Below are 23,176 nucleotides of genomic sequence, written 5' to 3' on the forward strand. Positions count from 1 at the left end.
TCTAGGTGAGGGTGAACAGGTTCTTCAGATCGCCACCCGACGCGAGGTTCTGGCTGCGCTGGCGGTACTCATCCCGCTGCTTGGTGGCGTAGACGTCGACCGCCTGCCCGGCGACCGTCGCACGCACCGCTGTGTACAGCGCTTTCTGCGCAATGACTGTGGCGAAGTCGGCGATGCTGTCGCAGGCAGCCGACGACAACGGCCCTCCGTGAATCGCCGCGTTGCGCGACCGCGTGAGCCTGGCTACCCGGTTCTCAAGGCGCTGTTGTTCGATCGCGAACGCTCCGCCGAGAGAAGCGCCCGAGGACAAGATGTCGGCGGTCTCGTTGAGCTGGCGGGATAGCCAGTGATCGGCGTAGATCCGTTTCAGCACGGCCACGTGGTCCAAAGTCTTCTGCCGGTTGATGCGGAATCCCCAGCTACCATCCGTGACGTCTTCGCGGATAGTCGCCAACTCCGCCGGGATTCGAGCGCCCGGTGAACGATCGGGAACGTGCTGCACGACCGCGGCGAATACGTCGCGAACTGCGCGGTTGGCGAACGAAGTGACGGTGTACTCGTCAAAGAAGTACTCGGCGACGAACACGTACCACTTGTGGCCCGCGAGAGGGGCCGCCCACCTGTTGCAGTGCTCAATGGCGTGAACCGCGGCCAGGATCACGGCTTCGGGGTCGGACCGCGGAGCATCCGCGAGTGCTGCTTGGAGGCGCAGGACGGGTTGAAGCAGAGGTACGGCCTCAGCGGTGATCACGTGCCCAGCTCCGGTCATCTCGTCCAGGTTGGTCGTGAAGTGATCATTCTCGTAGAAGGCACGCTCAGGGAGCGGCTCCTTCAAGCCCCACCGGACTGGCGGGAAGTAGGAGGACTGACCGTCGAACAGCAGAGTTCCTCCCAGCACCTTCCACATGTCGTCGTAGACACCCACGACGGCCAACACCGCGTCGAGGTAGCTGCGGGCCACGGCGGTAGCGTTGTGCCGTTGGATGCCGCGGACTGCGACGCGTGCGTACACCAGCTGCGGCTCGTACTCGAACCCCGTTTGGTCGTCCACCTGCCCCGACGACTGAAGCTCCCGGATCTCGTCAGTCAGCAGTTCCTCCGGTACGACGTCGAACAGCTCCCGGACCCGATCCGCGTCTGCCGCCAGTGCGCTCGCCAGCATTTGCGCGTCGTAGAACGTGACGTCGCCGTGGCTGACACACGACATACTCCGGACGAACGCCGGAGCGAGACGGAACCACACCACGAAGTCTCCGGTCCTCGGCGACATCGCGGCGCAGCGCTCGGCCAGGTCTGCGAGCTCCTGCTCGGTCAGAGTCGACTTCGCTTGTGGGTCGTAAGGCTGCGTCTCGTCCGGCGGGTCGCCGACCATCGCCTGCGCCAGCTGCACGGTGCCCTGATAACCCACTAGGACACTCGCGGCCGTAGAGATGGGATTCCAGTGCGCACGGTCCTGCTTGCGGTGGTCACTCAGCGCCACGACGTTGTCGCGCAGGAACGCCACCCGCTCGTGCGGATAGCGGATGTGGTCGCTGTCGCGGCACGCGGCAACCAGGTCGCGCCAGGCTGCCGCCAGTATGTCGTCTCCGTCAATGGCCGCGGTGAGGGCTAAGTTGGCCGCGTCGACAACCGGCCGCTTGGTGTCGTCTAGGCGTGCGCCTCCGTTCGGCCCAGGGGCCAGCAAGTCGTTGGTGATCGCCTGCCGGATTGCGTGCCCCGGTGCATCGACTAGCGCCTTCAGCTCAGGCCCCAGCCAGTTGAGCGTGTCGGTGAGGTCGGAGGCCCTGGACCGCCAGTCATAGATCTGCGTCCGGTCGTGCTGCTGGGGATCGGCGCAGGCGTCTGCGATCTCCTGAAGGATCGCGGTCAGCGGCATGTGGCCCGACGTGCAGGTGATCGACTCCTTGCAGCGGGTGCATTCGAGTAGTTCTTCCAGCCATCGATCATGCTGCTCGAACACGTTCACACCATCCGGACCGGTGCGGGGCACTTCCTCATCTGGGTGACTGTACGAGGCGACGGCACCGCTGCGTCGGTTGGTCAGTAGACGGCGCCACCCCACCCCGATGATGGACCTCAGCCTGCGCAACACGGTTCCTATTCTCCAAACCGGCAGCAGGTCGGGACAGTGACCCGCCGCGGGGCAGCGAACGTTCTCGTCCCGGCGTCGGCGCCCTATGTCACGCTTGCGCCCATGCCCCACACCGCCGAGCAGCTCCATGTTCTCGTCGCTGCCTGCGAGCAGTTCCGCGGCTCCAAGGCGCCGGCGGGCTACCGCGACGGCCTCGCCCTCTGCGTGATCGACAGCGTGCAGTCCACGGGCGTCACGTACAGCAGCGTGGAGAACGTCGTCGCCCGCTACCGTGCCTACCGCCGCGAGCAGGGTGGCGACCCGAACCGCGACGGTGTCGCCGAGTTGTTGGCCACGTTCGACGAGCTCGGCGGACCGGCCGGCTGGGCGAAGAAGATCGGCAACAGCAACCGCACCTCCACCCGCGGCGGGGTACTCAAGTCCGAGGCGATCCGCGACGCGGCCCGCGTGCTCGACGGCGAGGGGATCAGGGACACCGACTCGCTTCGGAAGTTGGCCCAGGACGACGCCCAGTTGGAGCAGGTGCGCAAGGCGTGGTTGCGCGGTCACGGGGCAACGTTCCGGGATCACGTGGCACTACATGCTGATGCTCGCCGGCATCCCGGGTGTGAAGCCGGACCGGATGATCTGCCGGTTCGTGGCCGACTCGTTGGAGCTGCCTCGGCGCGGTGTCACGCCGCCGTTCGCGCTGGCGATCCTGACTGCCGCGGCGAAGGAGATGGGCATGTCGCCCACCGACCTCGATCACGGGGTGTGGCAGTTCCAGCGGATCCGGAAGTAGGCCCGTCCGCGGTGTAGCCCGCTGATCCGCTTACCGCGTAGGAGGCCGGAGACTCTTCGGCGACGGCCTGCACCACCTTTCGGCATACATTTCGGGTATGGCAGATCGGTTCCCCGAGCAGACCCCCGAGACCATCGGACAGTTCCAGGTGGTGCCCAAGGCATCGGCCGCTGAGACCACGGCAACACCACCTCGCACCGGAGTGCTTCGATTCCGGGACAACCGCGTCGAGCTTGAGGTCAGTCCCAGCTTCAACCCGATGGTCGAGTGGACACGACGCGGACCTGGATCCTTCGCCGGCGGCCCGCCACAGCAACGCGTGACTGACGACGCCGTCGTGCTAGGAGGGCACAGCAATGAGCCCCGGCGAAGTGTCGCTATGGGGTCTACGTTCCGTGCGCCGCCAGATGTTGGGCTTCCCGAGCCCTGGAGAAGACGAACCTCACAGCCGCGAGGTACTGCGGGCAGACTGGTGCTTCGTCGGCGCGCTGTTCCCGGACGACGAGACCGAGTTCGACGTGGTGACCTTGGATGTCACCGGCCTCCATGCGTTCGCCAAGCTGCCTTCGGTGCGCACCGAGTTGCCCGAAACCGGTATGACGCCGATGCAGTGGGTCTACGACCCGCCGGACGCTGCGGAGGGGGGTGTGTCGACTCCCGGAGCCGGGAAGGTGCGGTTCGAGCCGCTGGCGTCAATCCCGACGCTCGGTGGACCGGACATCGTCCTCACGACGGGTACACGCCTCAAGCTGGCGTTCGACCACGCGCTTCCGTTGTCCACGATGGTGTCCACCGTCGCGATACCGATCGCAACGGTGCTCACGATCCTCAACGGGGCCGAGTGCCGCGTCCGCCAGCTAAACCTGTCGGTCCCGCGCGGAGGCTCCGCAGACGTGTACGGCCGCGTGGTCGACGGGTCCGCGCCTCGCGATTCCGCCGAGGAGTCTCTCCTCACACTCGAAGGTGCTGGTGGCGCCGACTTCATCGGCCGGTGGCTTGAACTCTCGCAGCGGGTATCGCCGGTGCCGCAGATTCTTGCGGCGTCCTGCGCCGGGGAGTTCCAGACCGTGGAGACCGAAGCGCTGAGCCTGTGCACCGCCGCGGAGAATCTCCATCGGCGGCTGTATCCGGACGTACGTCGATGGACGGCGGAGACGGTCGACGAGGCCACGGCCGGGTTGAAGGACGCCGACATTCCCGATGAGGTGCGTCAGGCGCTGACGCAGGCAATCGGTCAGTACCTCTACGAGCCATCGTTTCCCATCCGCATCGAGACCTTGGCGAGCCGGGCGGCCGAGGCTGTTCCGGAGTGCGTTGGCCGGATCAACCGTTGGAAGCGTGCGGTGACTGATCAGCGGAACACTCTCGCGCATGGACTGCGTTCGGAGGAGGAGAATCCCGACCTCGCCGAGATGCACTACATCACGCGGTCACTGCGGTGGGTTCTCACGGTGTGCCTGCTGCTGGAGGCGGGTGTTCCATCGGAGCGTTTGGCCGACGCGGTGCGTGCGAACAGCCGTTTCGAGCGCGATGCGAGGAACTGGCGAAGCATATGGCCGAAGGTGTTCGAAAAGGAGTAGATGGCTCTCCGCCGAGCGGTGCGAGCGCCAGAGCCGTGTGGTTCGACGTCTGCCCGGCACCGGCCGCTTCCAAACAGGAGGCTGTGACCCCGCGCCGCGTCTTCGCCGGTTGCCGCCAGCTCCCAGGACGGCGTGGTGCACCATAGTCACGTGGCATCAGCTGACTCCAAGTACAACGGAGACGGGACCCTGGTCAGCATCGGCTACGAGGGGAAGACCGTCGGCGACCTCGTTGCTCAACTACTCGGCCAGGACGTGCGAGTGCTCGTGGACGTGCGCCTGACACCGCTTAGTCGCAAGCCAGGCCTGTCGAAGACGAAGCTCGCCGCGGCCCTGCGCGCCGCCGGGATTGAGTACGTCCATCACCGCGCCCTGGGCAACCCGAAGGACAACCGCGCGGGGTTCCGCGCCGGCGAACCCGAGTCCTTGGCACGGTACCGCGAGGTCCTCGACACCACTGACGCAAGCGATGCGCTCGCGCACGTGTGCGAGCTCCTGGACGGCGGAGCGGTGGCGCTGCTGTGCTTCGAGCACGACCACGCCGAGTGCCACCGGAACATAGTCGTGGACCGAGTGTTGGAGACTCGTCCGAACGCGGCTGTGGTGCACGTCTAGAACAAGGCGTTCTCGAACTTCGGGTACCAAGTGCCCAGCACGGAGAAGCTGCGCCGGTAACGGTTCTGGTTGCCGACGTAGAAGTGGATGTCCTTCTCGGGGGCGAGCATGTCGTCACGCCACCGCTTCAACATCGCCTCGCGAGCACCAGCGTCCCCGTATTCGGTTCGCCACCGCCGACCGGCCTGCCCGACCTCCCAGTCCAAGTTCTTCTGGTCGTGCCCCGGGCACCTCGCGGCGGCGCAACGGTACTTGTATCGGACCGCGAACGGGGCGGGCTCCAGCGGCTCGATCGACGTCCCGAACAGGTCGGGTTCAGACGCCTGGTTCACCTTCGCCTGTTCAGCCGGCGTCCACGGGTCACCGTCGACCACAGACGTCTCGATGTCGGTCGGTTTGATCAGCCCGAGCGACGGCGACGGTGTCGCCATGCCGCCTTTAGGGTTCTGTGCGAGGAGGTCGCACATCGTGGTCTCGCCGATGAGGGATTTGAGCTTGGTGCGGCGCAGTAGCCAGTTCTTCTTCGAGTCGAGGCGCTCGAAGTGCACCATCTCGTCCTGGCGCGGCCGGAACGACTCGGGACGGTTGTCATTGGCTTGGTGGTAGGTGCCGTTGATCCGGATGATCTCGTGCTTCTTGAACTGGCTATCGAAATCGGCGTTGCGGAACTTCACTGGGTAGAGCCGGATCCATTCGGGGCGGCCGCGGTCGAGGCGGACGCCGGCCACGCACACGGTCTCTCCGTAGGTCTCGCTGGGGTTGGGGTAGGTCTTGACCGTGATCATGACCTCGGCGGTCTCCTCGCCGAGTCGCGGAGACCTCGGGTCCACAGCGCGGTTCTTGGCGGCGTCATCGGCTCCCATCTCGGCAGCGTATCCATGCTGGGCGTCGGAACCGCTCATAGCGGAGCGCCGGCCCCGCGACACGCACGCATCGTGAGCTTTCAGTTGTGACCGCTGCGGCAACCTACTCTCATTCCTGCAGGACGTCGAGTATGGAGGCAGCAGGGTATGGGTTCGATCCACGAGGTGATGGAGGCGTTCCGCGAAGCGCCGTCGAACTCGGAACGCGGGACCAAGTTCGAGAAGCTCATGGTGCGCTACTTCGACCTCGATCCGCTGCTGTCGCAGCAGTACGACGCGGTGTGGCGGTGGATCGACTGGCCTGGCCGTAAAGGCAAGCCCGACACCGGAATCGACCTCGTCGCCCGCGAGCGCGACAGCGGTGAGTACACGGCGGTCCAGTGCAAGTTCTACGAGCCGACGCACCAGCTCCGCAAGGAGGACATCGATTCGTTCTTCACCGCCTCGGGCAAGAACCCGTTCACGAACCGAATCATCATCTCCACCACCGACCGGTGGGGAAAGAACGCTGAGGACGCTCTCGAGGATCAGACCATCCCGGTGCAGCGGATCGGCCTGGCGGAGATCGCTGACTCGCCGATCGACTGGGACATCGCCTGGGTAGACGGCGACCTACAGATCGACGTCTTTGAGGCGACCCGTCACGAGCCGCGCCTGCATCAAGCCACCGCGATCGAGAAGGTGTTCGCGGGGTTCGCCGCCGGCAACGACCGCGGAAAGCTGATCATGGCGTGCGGCACCGGCAAGACGTTCACCGCGCTCAAGATCGCCGAGCGCACCGCAACCGAGAACGGTGGTAGCGCAGGGATTCTGTTCGCGGTTCCGTCGATCTCGCTGCTGAGTCAGACGCTGCGGGAGTGGACGGCGCAGACGCAGCTGGACCTGCGTGCGTTCGCTGTCTGCTCGGACACGAAGGTGTCCCGCGCGGCGGAGGACATCAACACCTACGACGTGGCGATCCCAGTGACCACGAACGCGGCGACGCTGGTACACGAGATGGAGCATCGCAAGCGTGCCAAGGGCCTGACGGTGGTGTTCACGACCTACCAGTCGCTGCCGGTCATTGCGGATGCGCAGAAGTTGGGTGTAGCGCCGTTCGATCTGGTGATCTTCGACGAGGCGCACCGCACCACCGGCGTCACGCTGGAGGGGGTCGACGAGTCGAACTTCGTGCGGGTCCACGACGCGGACTATCTGCATGCGACCCGCCGCCTCTACATGACGGCGACGCCGCGGATCTACGACGAGACCGTGAAGGCGAAGGCTGACGAGCATTCCGCCGAGATCACCTCGATGGACGACGAGACGAAGTACGGCCCTGAGTTCCATCGCCTGTCGTTCGGTGAGGCCGTGGAGCGGGGCTTGCTCACCGACTACAAGGTCCTCGTGCTCACCGTGGACGAGGAGATGGTCGCCGCGCCGTTGCAGGCCCGGCTCGCCGGCCCCGACGGAGACCTGCGCCTCGACGATGCGACGAAGATCGTCGGCGCCTGGAACGGTCTAGCCAAACGTGCCGGCAAGACCCCGGACGGTCAAGGATTCGCGCCGGGTGAGGTACCGATGCGCCGGGCGGTCGCCTTCGCGAAGGACATCGCTGCGTCCAAGAAGGTGGCGGAACTCTTCCCCCGAGTCGTGGAGACCTACCGCGAGATGCTTACCGACAGCATCGCCGACGGCCACGATGTGAACACCACCAACCTCGATCTCGCCGTGCAGGTCCACCACGTCGACGGCACCTACAACGCGCTGGAGCGTAACCGCGAACTTAAGTGGCTCAAGGCGCCTTTGCCCGAGAACGAATGCCGCATCCTGTCCAACGCCCGGTGCCTGTCGGAGGGTGTCGACGTCCCCGCCCTGGATGCGGTGATGTTCCTACACCCCCGCAATAGCGTTGTGGACGTGGTGCAGTCGGTAGGTCGGGTGATGCGCAGAGCCGAGGGCAAGGACTACGGATACATCATCCTGCCGGTCGCGGTCCCGGCTGGCGTCTCACCGTCACAGGCACTGTCGGACAATCGCCGATTCAAGGTGGTGTGGCAGGTCCTCAATGCTCTGCGCGCTCACGATGACCGGTTCAACGCGATGGTCAACTCGATCGCGCTGAACACCTCGTCGGAACTGCAAGCCACCGGAAAGGGTTCCGATCAACTTCTCGGTGGGCACATCGGCCCGACGGCGGAGAACCCGGAGAGCATCGGCAACGGTGAGAGCACCGGCTCCACCGGCGGTGGCGACACCGATTCGGACCCTGCTGCCGGAGTTGCGGACGGGGACGGATTCGACAGTGGGCGGCTGGCGTCGCAGATGGCGTTGTTCTCGCTGTCGGAGTGGCAGGAGGCGATCTACACCCGCATCGTCGACAAGGTCGGTACCCGCACCTATTGGGAGGACTGGGCCAAGGACGTCGCGGACATTGCCGCGGCTCTCATCGCGCGGATCAGAGTACTGATCGACGGCGCCGACCCGGCGGTGACCGAGGCGTTCGCGAAGTTCCACAAGGGGTTGCAGGACAACCTCAACGACTCCATCACCCGTGACGATGCAATCTCGATGCTCGCGCAGCATCTGATCACGGCACCGGTATTCGACGCCCTCTTCGCCGGCCACGAGTTCGCGGCCCACAACCCGGTGTCGAAGACGATGCAGGCGATGGTCGACCAGCTCGGCGGGGCAGGTTTGGAAGCCGAGACCGAGCACCTCCAGGGCTTCTACGACTCGGTGCGAATCCGCGCCTCAGAGGTCACCACCGCCGACGGCAAGCAGCAGGTGATTGCCGAACTCTACGAGAAGTTCTTCAAAGTCGGGTTCGCGAAACAGGCTGAGGCACTGGGCATCGTGTACACGCCGGTCGAGATCGTCGACTTCATCCTCCGCGCCGCCGACCACGCCTCCCGCGAAGCCTTCGGCCGCGGACTCACCGACAATGCCGTACACGTCCTCGACCCCTTCGCCGGCACCGGCACGTTCATCACCCGGCTCATGCAATCCGGTCTGGTGCGCTCAGAAGACCTGGCTCGCAAGTACGCAAGCGAGTTGCACGCCAACGAAATAATGCTGCTCGCGTACTACATCGCCGCAGTGAACATCGAGACCACCTACCACGCACTGGCGAATACCGAGTACAGCCCGTTCGAGGGGATCGTCCTGACGGACACGTTCCAGATGACCGAAGACGACGACTCAATGGACACAGAGATGTTCCCGCAGAACAACTCTCGGATCATCAAGCAGCTCGCCGCGCCGATCCACATCATCGTCGGGAACCCGCCCTACTCGGGAGGCCAGGAGTCGGCGAACGACCTCAACGCCAACCTCAAGTACCCGACCTTGGACAAGAGAATCGTCGATACATATGCGAAGAGGTCAACCGCAACCTTGAAGAACAGCCTCTACAACTCCTACTTAAGGGCGTTCCGATGGGCCGCTGACCGCGTTGGGGACCGCGGTGTCGTCGCGTATGTCTCCAACGGAAACTGGATTGAAGGCAACACTGCCGACGGCGTCCGCCTGTCCCTGGCCGACGAGTACAGCCGGATCTACGTCTACAACCTGCGCGGTAACCAGCGCACCGCGGGCGAACTCTCCCACAAGGAGGGCGGCAAGGTGTTCGGGTCTGGTAGTCGAAACACCGTGGCCATCTTTATCGGAGTAAAGAACCCCTCTCACGCCGGCCCGTGCGAGATCCTCTACCGCGACATCGGCGACGGTCTCACGCGCGAGTCCAAGCTGGACATCGTCGCGGGTGCTGACCTCGAATCCGTTCAGTGGCAGACAATCACACCCAACACCCACGATGACTGGATCAACCAACGCAGCGGCAGCTTCGCCACTTGGCCGGTACTCGGCGATCGACAACAAGCGCTGACCGTGTTCGCCACACATTCTGGCGGCCTCAAGACAAACCGAGATGCATGGTGCTACGGCTTCTCCGCGCGGACCGTCTGCGAGCAGATGAAGCGGACGATTGCCTTCTACGAAATGCAGCGCGAGAGCTATAACGCCGCAACTACTTCCGCGACACCCGCCGAACGTAAGAAACTTGTGGCTCTTCTGACATAGTTGTGGGTTCGTGACCAGGGGTTTTGGGGCGCAACGCCGTGTCCTGCTTACGTTTTGGACTGCAATCGGGTTCAAGACGGAAGGGGTGTACGGCGTTGCGCAAATCCAGGGTATTCGCGACGGTCCTCGGTGGCCAGGACATGGTCATCGACGACGTGATGATCGAGACCGAGACTTCGCGCGGCAAGCGGCCGGTGACCAGCGAAGCGCTGGTGTTTGCGGTGCGGCCCAAGGCAAACCAGGCCAGCCGGTGCTCGCGGTGCCAGAAACGCTGTCCGGGCTATGACGGCGGGGACGCGATCAGGCGCTGGCGCAGCCTGGATCTGGGGACGACGAAGGCCTATCTGCAGGCCGCCGCACCGCGGGTAGCCTGCCCCGAGCATGGAGTGGTGGTGGCGCATGTGCCCTGGGCGCGGCCCGGCGCCCGCCACACCTGGGCGTTTGAGGACACAGCCGCGTGGCTGAGCGCGCATGCCGCCATCAGTGTGGTCGCGGTGTTTTTGCGGGTGGCCTGGCGCACCATCGCCGCGATCGTGGGCCGGGTGGTCGCCGATGGCCGCGACACCAACGACCTGCTCGTCGGACTGACCCGCATCGGCATCGACGAGATCGCCTACCGCAAAGGCCACCGCTACTTGACGTGCGTGATCGACCACACGACAGGCAGGTTGGTGTGGGCCGCCGAAGGCCGCAACAAAGACACCCTGGGCCGGTTCTTCGACCAGCTCGGCGCCGAACGTGCCGCGGCGTTGACTCACGTCAGCTGTGATGGGGCGGAATGGATTCACGCCGTGCTGCGGGACCGGGCCCCGGCCGCGGTGATCTGCCTGGATCCGTTTCATGTCGTGGCCTGGGCGCTCAAGGCCCTCGACAAGGTGCGGGTGCGTACCATGGCCCGCGCCGGCGTCCGCGACCGGCATGCGATGTGGGCGGTGCGCAAGAACCCGGCCGACTTGACCGGTGAGCAACGCACCAGCCTGGCCGCAATCACGGCTACCAACGCCACGCTGTATCGGGCGTATTTGCTCAAAGAGCAACTCCGCGAAGTCTTCCGGGTCAAAGGGCGCGACGGCCGTCGTCTGCTGGCCGGTTGGCTGTCCTGGGCGTCGCACTCGCGCATCCCGGAGTTCGTCGCCGTAGCCCGCACCGTCCGCCGTCACAAGGAGCTCATCGGCAACACCCTCGACCACCAACTGTCGAATGCCCGCTCGGAAGCCACCAATACCCACCTGCGGGCCTTGACCAAGCGTGCGTACGGGTTTCACAGCCCTGAGGCGCTGATCGGCATGGCCATGCTCACCCGCGGCGGCCTGTGCCCCGCACTACCCGGCCGAGCAGCATGAAACCCGACCCACGGAAACGTCAGGAGATCCGCGCGGACCATGACCAAAGCTGGTGTCCGCGACCGGCACGCGATGTGGGCAACCCGCAAAAACCCGGCCGATTTGACCGGCGAGCAACGCAGCAGCCTCGCAGCGATCGCCGACACCAACCGCGCTCTCTACCGGGCGTATCTGCTCAAAGAGCAACTCCGCGAAGTGTTTCGAGTCAAAGGCCGCGCCGGACACCAACTGCTGGCCGGCTGGTTGTCGTGGGCAAGCCACTCGCGCATCCCCGAGTTCGTCGCCCTGGCCCGCACCATCCGCCGCTACCGCGATCTGATCGCCAACACCCTTGACCATGGGCTCTCGAATGCCCTCTCCGAAGCCACCAATACCCACCTGCGAGCACTGACCAAACGTGCCTACGGGTTTCATAGCCCTGACGCGCTCATCGCCATGGCGCTGCTCACCCGAGGCGGCCTGTGCCCCTCTCTACCCGGACGGGCAGCATGAAACCCCGCCCACGGAAACGTCAGTAGATTCAAACTTGTTGACTCAATGACGTTTTCTCAGTAATTTCCGCGTTGGAGAGTCGATAGTACGATCGCGGCGGCAACAACTGCGCCAATCCTGGTTGGACACAGGCGGATTCGACGGAGGCAGCGCCAACGCTGTTTGAGTTCGGCGTTGGCGCGTTCACCGATGGCACGCGCCGCGGTGAGCAGCATGTTGTAGCTCTGATTCTCCACGGCCAGGCCGCGGCCCTTGACCGGAGTGTGCACCCCGATCCCCGCTCCTTCGTAGCCCTTGTCGGCCAGCGTCGGCACCCCGTCGGCCGCGGACTTGTACAGCGCGCCCAGGCAGTGCGCGCGGGCGGCGGTGATGTCGTGCACGCTGCCCGGCTCGGCCTCGCTCGACCACACCGGGAACCCGCCCGGGTCGGCCAGTATCTGCACATTGCCGCCCTGGGTTTTGTGCTTGCCCGAATACCACCGGTGATGGCCGGCCTCGTTGCGCTCGTCCACCCGGTCGATGGCGATCAGCGTCCCGTCCAGCGTCACGTGCGACCACTGTTCGGCCTTGGCCCGGTCGAGCACTTCGTGCAGGTCAGGAGCTTGTTCGGCGATCACGTCGATCGCCTCGTGCAGATAGCGGTAGCTGGTGGAGATCGGCAGCCCAGCCTCCATCGCCAACAACCGGATCGGGGCGTCGTCGCGGAACCACCGCAGCACCAGCTTGGCCTGCGTGCGCACCGTACCCGACCGCCGCCCGGCCCGCGTTCTGATCTCGCGCCGGTGAACGTGCAGCAGCGCGGTCACATGCAGCAGGGTTTCCTCCGGCACGTCGCAGATGGCAGAGTAGGTGAACACGTGGGGTCCTTTGCAGCGGAGCGGGTTTCCTCGTCGAAACCGAATCCTTGAGCAAGGACCCCACGCCCAGCCACTACGACACGCCGAAAACTCCAGTCACACCAGACTCACGAGCCCCAAGTGAGAAAACCTCAATTACGGACCCCGACGCAACCCAGATCGCCTGGAGCAGTGGCCTGAAGGATCAACTTTTACGCGACGCCCACATTAGTTTTGATGCCGATCGCGTGATCCTAGGCTCGTATCGGCCGTTCCAGACGCAGCACGTGTACTTCGATAGCCAGCTGAACGAACGTCGAGGGAAGCTCCCATCGATGTTCCCGACACCGAATCAAAGCAACACCGGGATCCTTGTTCTCGCGCCACGCGACGGAACTACATTCGCAACCCTGATGACCGGACTTGTCCCAGACCTCTCGTTCTTTACGTACACGGCTCAATTCTTCCCTCGCTGGTCCTACGAGAAGGTTCACCCCGACGACGGCACCCTCGCGCTCGATGCCGGAGAGTCCGGCGATTTCGACGTGCACGGCTACCGCAGGGTTGACAACATCACCGACGGCATCCTCCGCCTCTACCGGGAGGCGGTCGGCGACCAGGTCACCAAAGACGACATCTTCTTCTACGTCTACGGTCTCCTCCACGACCCGGCCTACCGCGAGACGTACGCGGCGGATCTGAAGAAGATGCTGCCGCACATTCCGACTCCGGAAACGAGGGAGCGGTTCGAGCAACTTTCATCAGCTGGCCAAGCCCTGTCGGACCTCCACGTCGGGTACGAAGACGTTGAGCCGTATCCGGTTGACGTGCAGTTGAAGGCTGGTGCCGACCCGTCCGACCGCGAGACCTGGCGGGTGACGAAACTGAAGTGGGCCAAGAAGAAGGACCCTGAGACCGGCAAGAACGTCGATGACCACACGAAGCTGATCTACAACCCGAAGGTCACGATCACCGGCATCCCCGAGGACGCCGAGAGGTACATGCTCGGCTCCCGGTCGGCTTTGGCCTGGATCATTGACCGGTACCAGGTCAAGATCGACAAGCCGTCGGGCATCAAGAACGACCCCAACGATTGGTGCGACGAGCACGACGACCCGCGGTACATCGTTGATCTGGTCGCCAAGGTCACGACCGTCGCTGTGGAGACGATGAAGATCGTCGACGGGCTCGCCGAAAGCGCATAGGACCCGACTGCTGGGGCTACGTGTCGGACTCCGACTCGTTGTCGGTCCACCGCGATAGCTTCCAGCGATGGTGACCTACATGTTGAGCGAGTCCGCCGACGGCTGGGTGCTCTACGACGACGAGGGCAGAACCACGGTCTTGCGGGGCAGTCTCGATACCGTGCTGCTCGACGCAGCGAAAGCGATGCGCGAGAGAGGTGATCCCGTACACGGCGGGTGGACCGTAGTGCAGGACACCGAAGTGCAGACACTGCGGTTCTTCCCGAGGTAGGGCGCGGGCTTTCACCCGCGCAGGAGATTCACGCCACCATACGTCCGCGACCGCGGCGACTTTTCGAACGCGTCCAAGACGCGGGCTGTGAAAGCCGGCACCTTCGCCGACTGAGCTATCCCCAATTTTCTAGGGGCGTCGCTAAAGACCTCATCTGGGTGCCACTTTGGATGGGAATCTAGTTCCCCACTCGAAAGGCTCAGCAATGTCCATCCCCAAATGGCTCCAGATCGGCCACGACCAGGTGTTCGCCCTCGGCGCGTTCCTGGTATCCGAAGTAACGCCCATGATCGACTTCGACAAGTCATCCGGCGAAAACCGCGTACAGGCCAGAGATCGCGATACCGGCTTGCCGATGTGGCAGGTCGAGGTGCTTGACGGTGATCCGGCGGCGCCGAAGCGCAGCCGAACGGTGACGATCAAGTTCGCATCACCAACGCAGCCGTCTGCGCCCGCCAATTCCAGCGGGACACCCTTTACCCCAGTGGTTTTCGAGGGGCTCATGGCACTGCCATACGTCGAGAAGTCGGGCGACTTCTCCCGGATCGCCTGGTCCTTTCGAGCCTCCGACATGAGAGCACCGGGCAAGCCATCCGCGGGCACAACGGCCAGCCGGGAATCGGCATGAATCCCGATCCGTACGCACAGCTCGATCCCGACACCGCTTTCCGGCTCGATCACGTCTTGAATTTCCTCACCACTCTCGGCCTGTGGGTGGCGATCCTCGTAGGAGTCAGCGCCGCGACCCTCATCTCCTGGCGGCTGCACTCACCCGAGACGTTCGAAGAACGGTTCGCAACACCGGCCCGACTGCTGCGCTGGCGACTATGGGCTTACGCCTCCTGGCACAGGCTCTGCAAGCGCTGCGGCTTGTCCGCCTCCGAGCAGGTCACTCGCCGCAACAAAGAAGGCCGGCAGGTCACCTCCACCCGTTGGTTTCATCCAAAGCTGCTGGGAACAGACGTATTTCACACCACCCTGCGCCTCACAGTACGAGCACGGATGGGACAGACGGTGGAAGACCTGGAGCGGGCCGTCCCTGCGATCCGCGACGCTGCTGGCGCACATTCGGCGCGGACGGTTGTCGTCTCGCCCGGGACGCTGCGCGTCGAGCTGGTCATGCGGGAGCAGTTGTCGACGATAGGTCACGCAGCGCCGCCAACAGCGGTCGCAACAACACGAGTCGCGCTCGGGCGACGCGAGGACGGTTCCGCCTGGACCCTCCCCTTGCGCGGACGACACACCCTCACCGTGGGCTGCTCGGGCGCGGGCAAAGGCTCCATCTTCTGGGGCATCGCCTGCGAACTCGGCCCGGCCGTCGCCGCCGGAGTGGTTCATCTCATCGGAATTGACCTGAAGTACGGCATCGAATTGTCAGTCGGTGCAGGGTTATTCACCAAGATCGCCACCACCGAGGCCGACGCCGCGGAAACCCTTGCCGGGCTGGAGAAGCTGATGAACAAGCGCGGCCACGAGATGGCGGGCCGAACGCGCGAGCACCGTCCGACCAATGCCTCACCCCTCGTTGTGCTGCTGATCGACGAGCTGGCCGGAGTGACCGCGTACAAGAGCGACCCGACCCTGCGTAAGGAAGCCGCCGCCTCGTTGTCACGGATCCTCACCAAAGGTCGAGCGCTGGGAATCGTGGTGGCCGCGTTCCTGCAGGACCCTCGCAAAGAGGTCCTGCCGATGCGAGGGCTGTTTACCCAGACCATCGCGCTTCGACTGCGATCCCGCGAGGAAGTCACGATGGTCCTTGGCGACGGGATGGCCGACAGAGCGCCAGCGCACCGAATAAACCCCGACAGACCCGGCACCGGCTACGTCATCGCCGAGGACAGCCACACGACCAAGGTCCGATCCGACTTCTGGTCCGACGATCAAATCCGCGCCACGGCGAAGCAATACGCAAGATCGAGGTTGGCCGGTGGGCAGAGCAGTGAATAACGGGTTCGACTCAATCCAAGCAGCGAGGTGATGCCATGGTGATTCACGGTCTTCGGGAAGCGCTTGTGTCCACCGGGAGCTTTCCTGAGCTGCTGACCGCAGATCAGGTGTCGGCGCTCCTTGGCGTCTCTGCCGCGACACTCAACCGGTGGGCCGCTCTCCGCGAGACGACGGGCGAGCAGATTGGGCCGCCCTGCTACACCCTGTCGGAGCGGGTACGCCGCTGGGATGGGGCCGAAGTCCGGTCCTGGCTCAAGCAGGTGCGCCGGTAATGGCCGGCAACACGCCACGCGGCATCCGGAAACGCCTCAACGCCGCCGGTGAGCCCCGCTACCAAGTCCGCTACCTGATCCGCGATCCCGACGCACCGTCTGGCTGGGTCGAGACGTCCGCGACGTTCCCCACCCTCCGCGAGGCGAAAGCGTTCAAGTCCGAGCGCGACAACGAGGCCGCGCTCGGCGCCCGTCGGTTCGATCCCCGTCTGGGCCGCACACCCCTGAGCCGGATATGGACGCAGTTCTCGGAGTTCAAGAAGCCGAGCCGTGTCGCCAAAGACCTGGAGCGGCTACACGCAGCACTGGGAACTGCGCATCAAGCCACGCCTTGGCCACGTGCCGGTCGACGAGATCACCCGCACCGACGTCCAGGCGTTCGTTGACGGCCTGACGGTCGGCCCGTGGGCGAAGATGTCCACGCTGCGCCTGCTGCGGTCGATCCTCGACGTCGCGCACCAAGACGGCCGCATCCACCGCAACCCCGCTCTCGGTGTCTCAGCGGGCCGCATTCCCGAGCGGGAACGTCACCGCTACCTGACCGCGCAGGAAGTCCAAACGCTTGCCACGGCGTGCGGCGACCAGGGCGACGTCGTGACGATCCTCGCCTACACCGGCCTGCGCTGGTCCGAACTCGTCGGTCTCCGCGTCAAGGACATCGATCTCAGCGCCCGTCGCCTCTACGTCCGTCGCGCAGCACCCGAAGTAGAAGGCCACATCGTCATCGGACCGCCCAAGACCCGAGCCGGGATCAGAACCGCCCCGCTCCCCCAAGTCGTCGTCGACATCTTCAAGGCGCGCATCACCGGCCGGGAACCCGACGATCCAGCCGTCACCTCACCCAACGGAAAACTGTTGCGATCCAACAACTGGCGCCGGCACACGCATTGGAACCAAGTCCTCAAGAAAACGAACCTGGCATCGCTGACCATTCACGAGCTACGCCACACCTATGCCAGCCTGGCGCAAGTCCGGCGCCGACCTTCGCTACGTGCAGAAGACCATGGGCCACTCAACACCAACCATCACCGCCAACATCTACAGCGACCTCTACGCCGACGAGCTGGACCAGGTCGCAACCAACCTCGACCAGCTTCACGCGACGGAGATTCAACCACCGAAGACCGGACAGAAACCGGACGAATCAAACCAACAACCGAGTGCATAATCCGTGTCTATGCAGGTAGAACGTGGTGGCCAGGGCCGGGATCGAACCGGCGACCTTCCGCTTTTCAGGCGGACGCTCATACCGACTGAGCTACCTGGCCGGAAGGCATCATGTGCCTTGCACGACGGCGACCCTGACGGGACTCGAACCCGCGACCTCCGCCGTGACAGGGCGGCGCGCTAACCAACTGCGCCACAGGGCCTAGCTGTACCAACTGCTCCGCGTTGCCGCGTCGCGTACCCCCAACGGGATTCGAACCCGTGCTACCGCCGTGAAAGGGCGGCGTCCTAGGCCACTAGACGATGGGGGCCAGAACCGAATCACTCCGGGGTACTCGCAACAAAGGCTACGTTGGGAGCCAAGCCAGCTTAGGGCACCGTGGACCTAATCCTCAAACGAGCACGATTGCGCAACCAGTATCCTATGCCTCGCGCCCCTATAGCTCAGTTGGTAGAGCTACGGACTTTTAATCCGCAGGTCCTAGGTTCGAGTCCTAGTGGGGGCACCAGGTGAACGTCCAAGTCAGGGCGTTTCCGAGCGTTTGCGACACCGGCCGCGCCGATCCGTCAAGGCCGCCGCGTCAGCACCGTGTCAGCGAGTGACCGGTACCGCGCCCTGTATCGCGCGCGTCAGCAACCTTTGAGCCGTCGTGGGGCACGACGTGCCGCAACCAGGCCGGAGCTTGGCGGCTAGCGAGGAGTCCCGTACTGCTCCGCTCCCGGCGGTGCTGCTGATAGCTTCCCAGCGTGGACCCAACGAGCCCGTTCCCGGATGAAGACGCTGTCGACGTAGCAGGCGAGGTCCGTGAGGTCACCACTGATGGTTGGCCGAGCGGCTACATTTACGGCGCTACTCGATACGCCGACGTAATCCTCAAGGAATCGTTTAGCGCGCGATTCGCGGACCTCGTCACGGCGCTTGATCAGTTTCACCCCACGTTGGATGAGCTTCGGGCGGGTGGCGGTGGACGCACAGTGTTCGTGAAGCGTTTCGACGACTCTCTGGCGGCGATGACGCTAGGCGGCCAGAAAATCTGGGGTAAGCAGAACGTCACGATTGTCAAGCATGTCGAGCTGGACGGCACCACGCTCCAAACCAGCCGCACGCACAGCCACGAGATCGACATGTTCGGCAAGGGCACCATTGAGCAGCCGCTCCCCGGCATCGCCGTAGAAATGGAGTGGAACAACAAAGATCCCTTCTATGACCGCGACCTCAACAACTTCCAAGCGCTTCATCGCGAGGGGGCAATCGCCATCGGGGTAATCGTCACCCGAGGACCGAATCTCCAAGCGCTCATCTATCCCACGATCAAGAGCAGGGACCGAAACAAGAAGTACGGTCAAGCGTCTACGCACTGGGACAAGCTCATCCCCAAGGTGAACCTAGGCGGTGGCGGCGAGTGTCCGCTTCTGTTGGTGGGAATCGAGCCAGCGCGTATCACCGGTATCGGCTTGGCCCAGAAAGTGAAGAAGCTACTAGGGGACGCTGACGATCTGCGTGCGCACTGGCGGGACAAAGGTTACGAGCGGCTGAGAGACGCCAAGCCGCTCATCGACAAGATGAAGGCAGAGGCCGACGACCTTATGCCCCCGTTAGCCGACGTAACGGTCTAGGTCGCGCCTTGGGATCAGGTGGAACACACCGACGGGTAGCGGCGTCCAACGACTTATGGACTCGATGCCCTACGATGCTGACCAAAGATCTATTTTGTTCGATGAAGATCTAATTTGTTCGCTTAAGGGAGGCGATGTGACACTGGTCAGTTCCTTCGACGATGTAACCCGGCAGCGCGCAACACCGCTACGCGAAGCTGCTGAACCAACACTGCTACCCACCACGGACGGCGGCTGGAAAACGCTATTAGCCGATCCGCCTTGGAGGTTTACGAACAGAACCGGCAAGGTCGCACCGGAACATCGCCGTCTTGACCGCTACTCCACCTTGGACGTTGACGCGATCTGCAGCATTCCGGTTTCGGACGTTATAGCGCGGGATTCCCATCTGTACCTTTGGGTTCCGAATGCTTTACTCCCCGAAGGACTTCGGGTGATGGAGGCGTGGGGTTATCGCTATGTGTCCAATGTGGTTTGGGCGAAGCGGCGTAAGGACGGCGGACCCGATGGCCGAGGCGTCGGTTTCTACTTTCGCAACGTAACGGAGGTCATCCTCTTTGGTGTCCGTGGCAGCATGCGAACGTTGCCGCCCGCACGGAGCCAGGTCAACATGATCGAGACGCGGAAACGCGAGCACTCCCGGAAGCCCGACGAACAATACGCATTTATCGAGGCGTGCTCCCCCGGCCCGTACCTAGAACTGTTTGCTCGCCGCCCGCAACCCGGCTGGACGGTATGGGGCGATGAGGCAGCCGAAGGCATAACGCCGCGCGGTCGTGTGCACAAGGGGTACGCGGGTGGCGCAATTGAAGTTCCGCGCGTCACAAAACATGTGCGCCTAGACCCCGCCACTGCGGCCAGGGTCGGCAAGGAGCTCCGCATCCGCTACGAGTCTGGCGAAAGCATTCGCCAGATTGTCGCTGAGACCGGCTACGGAATCACACGAGTACGCGGGCTTCTAGAGAAGGCAGGTACGACCTTCCGCACAAGGGGTGCAAGGTTCCACCACGTTATCCGCGGCGACCACTCCGCGACCGACCTCCGGTGCCGATAGTTCGTCCTCGTTGATGTAGTCCGCGTAGGTCGACAGCGTCAGCACGAAACTAGAGTGGCCGAGCCATTTGGACACCTGCATGTAGTGCTCACCCACGCTCAAGTTCATGGTGGCGAAGGTGTGTCGAAAGTCGAGGAGGTTGTCCCTCTCCGCTTTTCGGAACCCGTCGATGCTGACGGCGTCCACGCCCGGCGCTCCGCCGTTGGCCTGGACCTTCATCCACGCCCCATGAACGAGGCGTTTATCGATCTCGAACGACTTCACCTTCGGCTTTGATCCAACCATCAGCTCCTACCCATACGGGGTGACCTCAGGCCGATCTGGTCCGCCCGACTCCTTCGCTCCGGCCCCACTACAGGGCCCTCACCGCTACTACGAGCCGGTCCGCCCCTGTGCCTCGCATCGGTACTCTGCCCCTTGCGGTTTCGGCCACTTGGGGTCCTCCCTTTAGCGACCCGACCCGGCACCTCGCCGGTATCGTCGGGCCGTCGGTATCGAGACGACAGGTTCTCCTGTTCCATGCCAGCGCCCGCGACAAGCTCACGCCACCTATACACCGGACGCCACCAGGGCAGCACGCAGCCAGCCCCCTGGCGTAGGGCTCGCCCCGCGGGCGGGCCTTTGTCCCGGAGATACCCACAGCCTCCGGTTTCGGCGCCGTCGTTCTACGTTTCGATGCGTCTGCAGTGGTTCACACCTGTTCGTCTTCTCGTCGCATACCTGACCCGTCGAGCGGGCCTTTTCCGCAGTCGCTTCCCACCCCGGCTCTTGACCGGCATGACACTGCGGCGGTTTGAGTTCTCCGTCTGCTCGGCGAACCCGGAGGGCCTACCTCCATCACTGGCACAGCACGCTTCGCGCTGGGATCTTCTACATCCTCATCACTTCACTTTCAGGACACACATGGGTGCCGTAGTTGTCGCAGACCAGGTGCACGTCGAGGTCAGCAGGGACCTGGGCGTCGATCTTGGCGAGGAACTTGCGGAACTCGATGGCGCGGTGACGCCGGTGCAAAGACGTGACGACCGTGCCGTCGCTGATGCCGAAGGCGGCGAACAGGCTGGTGGTGCCGTGCCGGACGTAGTCGTGGGTGCGTTTCTCGGGCATCCCGGGCATCATCGGGAACGCCGGCTGGCTGCGCGCCAGCGCCTGGATCTGGGACTTCTCGTCCACGCTGAGCACCACCGCGGCCTCGGGGGGGTCCAGGTAGAGCCCGACGATGTCATAAACCTTGTTCACGAACAGCGGGTCGTTGGACAGTTTGTACGTCTCGCTGCGATGGGGTTGCAGCTCGAAGGCTTTCCAGATCCGCCCGATCGTGGACTTGGACAGCCCGCAGCGCTGAGCCATCGATGCCCGCGACCAGTGCGTAGCGTTGGCGGGGGTCGATTCCAGGGTGGCCACCACCACGTCTTCGACCTGCTCGGCGGTGATCGAGGCGGGCCGCCCGGGCCGCGGGTCGTCGACCAGCCCGTCAAGCCGTGATCCGACGAACCGGGCCCGCCACTTTCCCACCGTGGGCTCTGACACCACACCCGTTCTCGCGTTGCCACGTGCTTGTGCGACAGGCCCTCAGCACAGCCGAGCACGATCCGCGGCCGCAACGCCAGCGCCTGCGCAGATTTCCGCCGCCGCGTCCACCGCGTCAGCGTCGTGCGCTCCTCGTCAGTCAACACCAGCCCGGCCTTCGGTCTCCCGCGTGATGCCATAGGCGAATCACCGCACACGCCAACATGTTTCGTTGTGCAGCAACGCCGGCACGTCTCGGTTACAATTATGTAACGAATTAACGGCGCAGGTCCTAGGTTCGAGTCCTAGTGTGGGCACCAAGCAAGCGCCGGCGACCCTGCCCACCGGCGGATTTCGGGGTACTCCTGGCCCATGAGAGGAATATCACGGCGCACATTCGGACAGTTCGCCGCGGGAGCAACCATGGTGGGCGCCGCCGGACTAGCGGCCGCCTGCGGCGCCAGGCAACCCGCTGGCTCCCCGTCCACATCGGCCTCGGCGCCGCCATCGGGGCGGAGTGTCGGCTTCGTGCTGTCGCACGAGCAATTCACCACCGCCCAACTCGTCGACCAAGCCCAGGTGGCCGAGCAGGCCGGATTCCGCTACCTGTGGGCCAGCGATCACCTCCAGCCATGGCAGGACAACGAAGGCCATTCGATGTTCCCCTGGATCACGCTGGCGCTGGTAGGCCAACGCACCAAGCACATCCCCTTCGGCAGCGGCGTGACATGTCCCATCTACCGCTACCACCCGACCACTGTCGCGCAGGCGTTTGCGTCACTCGCATTGCTCTATCCAAACCGCGTGTTCCTCGGCGTCGGCACCGGTGAGCGGCTCAACGAGCAAGCAGCCACCAACCAGTTCGGGCCATACCAGGAGCGCCATGACCGGTTGGTCGAAGCCGTCGCGCTGATTCGGCAGCTATGGAGTGGTCAGCGAATCTCCTATCGCGGACGCTACTTTCAGACCGATCAGCTCAAGCTCTATGACCCGCCCCCATCACCTCCGCCAATCTTCGTCGCTGCGGGCGGCCCGCAGAGTGCGCACCTGGCCGGCCAGTACGGCGACGGCTGGATCAGCGAGGCCAGCGGCATCAAAAACCCAAAACTGATCGCCGCATTCAACCAGGGCGCATACGACTCCGGCCGCGATCCCGGCAGCCTGGGCAAGCGAGCCGAAATGTTCGCCGTCGTCGGCGACCAGAACGAAATTACCCACGCCGCAGAGCTGTGGCGGTTCACCGGTGGCGCCGTCGACCAACCCAATCCCGTCGCCATCCAACAAGCAGCCCAGGCCAACCCGCTGGACAAGGTCATTCACGGCTGGACCACCGGCACCGATGCCGCCACGCATATCAAAGCCGTGCAGGCCGTTCTGGACGCCGGCGCTACGCCGTTCATGCATTTCGCCCAACGAAATCCGCTCGCCGCGATCGACTTCTACCGCACCGCGGTGCTGCCGCGCCTGCAGTAG

General features: G+C 64.2%; 17 protein-coding genes, 5 tRNA genes and 4 pseudogenes. 18 read left to right on the forward strand and 8 right to left on the reverse strand.

Features of this window, described 5'->3' with window-relative positions; genetic code table 11:
- Position 1: 1 nt before the first annotated feature.
- Positions 2-1,960 carry a hypothetical protein gene (locus M5I08_RS22020; RefSeq protein ID WP_249762956.1) on the reverse strand — a complete coding sequence of 653 codons (1,959 nt, stop codon included), beginning with the start codon at positions 1,958-1,960 and terminating at the stop codon, positions 2-4.
- 234 nt (positions 1,961-2,194) lie between these two features.
- On the opposite strand from M5I08_RS22020, the pseudogene M5I08_RS27490 reads away from it, so the two are divergent.
- The 4 genes and pseudogenes from M5I08_RS27490 to M5I08_RS22035 all read left to right on the forward strand — a co-directional run.
- Positions 2,195-2,560: pseudogene (locus M5I08_RS27490) on the forward strand (DUF8548 family protein); the annotation flags it as partial.
- A 118-nt stretch (positions 2,561-2,678) separates the two neighbouring features.
- Positions 2,679-2,873, forward strand: a complete 195-nt coding sequence (locus M5I08_RS27495; protein WP_502213846.1) for a DUF8548 family protein — start codon at positions 2,679-2,681, stop codon at positions 2,871-2,873.
- 356 nt (positions 2,874-3,229) lie between these two features.
- Positions 3,230-4,453, forward strand: a complete 1,224-nt coding sequence (locus M5I08_RS22030; RefSeq protein ID WP_219068815.1) for a HEPN domain-containing protein — start codon at positions 3,230-3,232, stop codon at positions 4,451-4,453.
- A 150-nt stretch (positions 4,454-4,603) separates the two neighbouring features.
- Complete coding sequence (locus M5I08_RS22035) at positions 4,604-5,068, forward strand: DUF488 domain-containing protein (protein ID WP_249762958.1); 465 nt, start codon at positions 4,604-4,606, stop codon at positions 5,066-5,068.
- Here M5I08_RS22035 and M5I08_RS22040 read toward each other — a convergent pair.
- Positions 5,065-5,931, reverse strand: a complete 867-nt coding sequence (locus M5I08_RS22040; RefSeq protein ID WP_249762959.1) for a DUF8757 domain-containing protein — start codon at positions 5,929-5,931, stop codon at positions 5,065-5,067. The two genes, M5I08_RS22035 and M5I08_RS22040, sit on opposite strands and share 4 nt — an antisense overlap.
- A 147-nt stretch (positions 5,932-6,078) precedes the next feature.
- On the opposite strand from M5I08_RS22040, the pseudogene M5I08_RS22045 reads away from it, so the two are divergent.
- The 3 genes and pseudogenes from M5I08_RS22045 to M5I08_RS22055 all read left to right on the forward strand — a co-directional run.
- Positions 6,079-9,930, forward strand: a pseudogene (locus tag M5I08_RS22045) (DEAD/DEAH box helicase); the annotation flags it as partial.
- A gap of 155 nt (positions 9,931-10,085) precedes the next feature.
- Positions 10,086-11,333 carry an ISL3 family transposase gene (locus tag M5I08_RS22050; RefSeq protein ID WP_249762783.1) on the forward strand — a complete coding sequence of 416 codons (1,248 nt, stop codon included), beginning with the start codon at positions 10,086-10,088 and terminating at the stop codon, positions 11,331-11,333.
- A gap of 39 nt (positions 11,334-11,372) precedes the next feature.
- Entirely contained in the window at positions 11,373-11,825 is a 453-nt protein-coding gene (locus M5I08_RS22055; protein WP_249762960.1) for a transposase, read from the forward strand.
- 56 nt (positions 11,826-11,881) lie between these two features.
- Here M5I08_RS22055 and M5I08_RS22060 read toward each other — a convergent pair whose 3' ends face one another.
- On the reverse strand, positions 11,882-12,682 hold the full coding sequence (locus M5I08_RS22060) for a transposase family protein (protein ID WP_249762961.1): 801 nt from the start codon (positions 12,680-12,682) through the stop codon (positions 11,882-11,884).
- 47 nt (positions 12,683-12,729) lie between these two features.
- On the opposite strand from M5I08_RS22060, the gene M5I08_RS22065 reads away from it, so the two are divergent.
- The 6 genes and pseudogenes from M5I08_RS22065 (at position 12,730) to M5I08_RS22095 (ending at position 17,524) form a co-directional block, all read left to right on the forward strand.
- Positions 12,730-13,866 carry a type ISP restriction/modification enzyme gene (locus M5I08_RS22065; RefSeq protein WP_370328529.1) on the forward strand — a complete coding sequence of 379 codons (1,137 nt, stop codon included), beginning with the start codon at positions 12,730-12,732 and terminating at the stop codon, positions 13,864-13,866.
- Between the two features lie 67 nt (positions 13,867-13,933).
- Complete coding sequence (locus M5I08_RS22070; RefSeq protein WP_219067952.1) at positions 13,934-14,137, forward strand: hypothetical protein; 204 nt, start codon at positions 13,934-13,936, stop codon at positions 14,135-14,137.
- A 205-nt stretch (positions 14,138-14,342) separates the two neighbouring features.
- Positions 14,343-14,765: a plasmid replication, integration and excision activator gene (locus M5I08_RS22080; protein ID WP_219067951.1), complete on the forward strand. Its 423-nt coding sequence runs from the start codon at positions 14,343-14,345 to the stop codon at positions 14,763-14,765.
- Positions 14,762-16,084 carry an FtsK/SpoIIIE domain-containing protein gene (locus M5I08_RS22085; protein WP_219067950.1) on the forward strand — a complete coding sequence of 441 codons (1,323 nt, stop codon included), beginning with the start codon at positions 14,762-14,764 and terminating at the stop codon, positions 16,082-16,084. The genes M5I08_RS22080 and M5I08_RS22085 overlap by 4 nt, the downstream gene beginning before the upstream one ends.
- A 35-nt stretch (positions 16,085-16,119) precedes the next feature.
- Positions 16,120-16,356 carry a helix-turn-helix transcriptional regulator gene (locus M5I08_RS22090; RefSeq protein ID WP_219067949.1) on the forward strand — a complete coding sequence of 79 codons (237 nt, stop codon included), beginning with the start codon at positions 16,120-16,122 and terminating at the stop codon, positions 16,354-16,356.
- Positions 16,356-17,524: pseudogene (locus M5I08_RS22095) on the forward strand (site-specific integrase). Before M5I08_RS22090 ends, M5I08_RS22095 begins: the two are co-directional and overlap by 1 nt.
- Before the next feature lie 23 nt (positions 17,525-17,547).
- Here the strand turns inward: M5I08_RS22095 and M5I08_RS22100 are convergent.
- From M5I08_RS22100 to M5I08_RS22110, 3 genes are all read right to left on the reverse strand, one after another.
- Positions 17,548-17,624 (reverse strand) — tRNA-Phe (locus tag M5I08_RS22100).
- Between the two features lie 28 nt (positions 17,625-17,652).
- Positions 17,653-17,726 (reverse strand) — tRNA-Asp (locus tag M5I08_RS22105).
- 35 nt (positions 17,727-17,761) lie between these two features.
- Positions 17,762-17,834 (reverse strand) — tRNA-Glu (locus tag M5I08_RS22110).
- A gap of 122 nt (positions 17,835-17,956) precedes the next feature.
- Here M5I08_RS22110 and M5I08_RS22115 point away from each other — a divergent pair.
- The 3 genes from M5I08_RS22115 (at position 17,957) to M5I08_RS22125 (ending at position 20,194) form a co-directional block, all read left to right on the forward strand.
- A tRNA-Lys gene (locus M5I08_RS22115) sits at positions 17,957-18,032 on the forward strand.
- A gap of 238 nt (positions 18,033-18,270) precedes the next feature.
- On the forward strand, positions 18,271-19,140 hold the full coding sequence (locus tag M5I08_RS22120; protein ID WP_219067948.1) for a BglII/BstYI family type II restriction endonuclease: 870 nt from the start codon (positions 18,271-18,273) through the stop codon (positions 19,138-19,140).
- Positions 19,141-19,204: 64 nt separating this feature from the next.
- Positions 19,205-20,194 (forward strand): MT-A70 family methyltransferase, encoded by a 990-nt coding sequence (locus M5I08_RS22125; RefSeq protein WP_219067962.1) that lies wholly within the window; start codon positions 19,205-19,207, stop codon positions 20,192-20,194.
- Here M5I08_RS22125 and M5I08_RS22130 read toward each other — a convergent pair.
- A pseudogene (locus M5I08_RS22130) lies at positions 20,099-20,326 on the reverse strand (hypothetical protein); the annotation flags it as partial. The gene M5I08_RS22125 and the pseudogene M5I08_RS22130 overlap by 96 nt on opposite strands.
- A gap of 738 nt (positions 20,327-21,064) precedes the next feature.
- A complete protein-coding gene (locus tag M5I08_RS22135) occupies positions 21,065-21,724 on the reverse strand; it encodes an IS630 family transposase (protein WP_370328530.1) in 660 nt (219 codons plus the stop codon).
- A 210-nt stretch (positions 21,725-21,934) separates the two neighbouring features.
- Here M5I08_RS22135 and M5I08_RS22140 point away from each other — a divergent pair.
- A tRNA-OTHER gene (locus M5I08_RS22140) sits at positions 21,935-22,023 on the forward strand.
- A 52-nt stretch (positions 22,024-22,075) separates the two neighbouring features.
- Positions 22,076-23,176: a F420-dependent hydroxymycolic acid dehydrogenase gene (locus M5I08_RS22145; protein ID WP_219067947.1), complete on the forward strand. Its 1,101-nt coding sequence runs from the start codon at positions 22,076-22,078 to the stop codon at positions 23,174-23,176.

Origin of the sequence: Candidatus Mycobacterium methanotrophicum (assembly GCF_023515995.1) — a bacterium.
Lineage (GTDB): Bacteria > Actinomycetota > Actinomycetes > Mycobacteriales > Mycobacteriaceae > Mycobacterium > Mycobacterium methanotrophicum.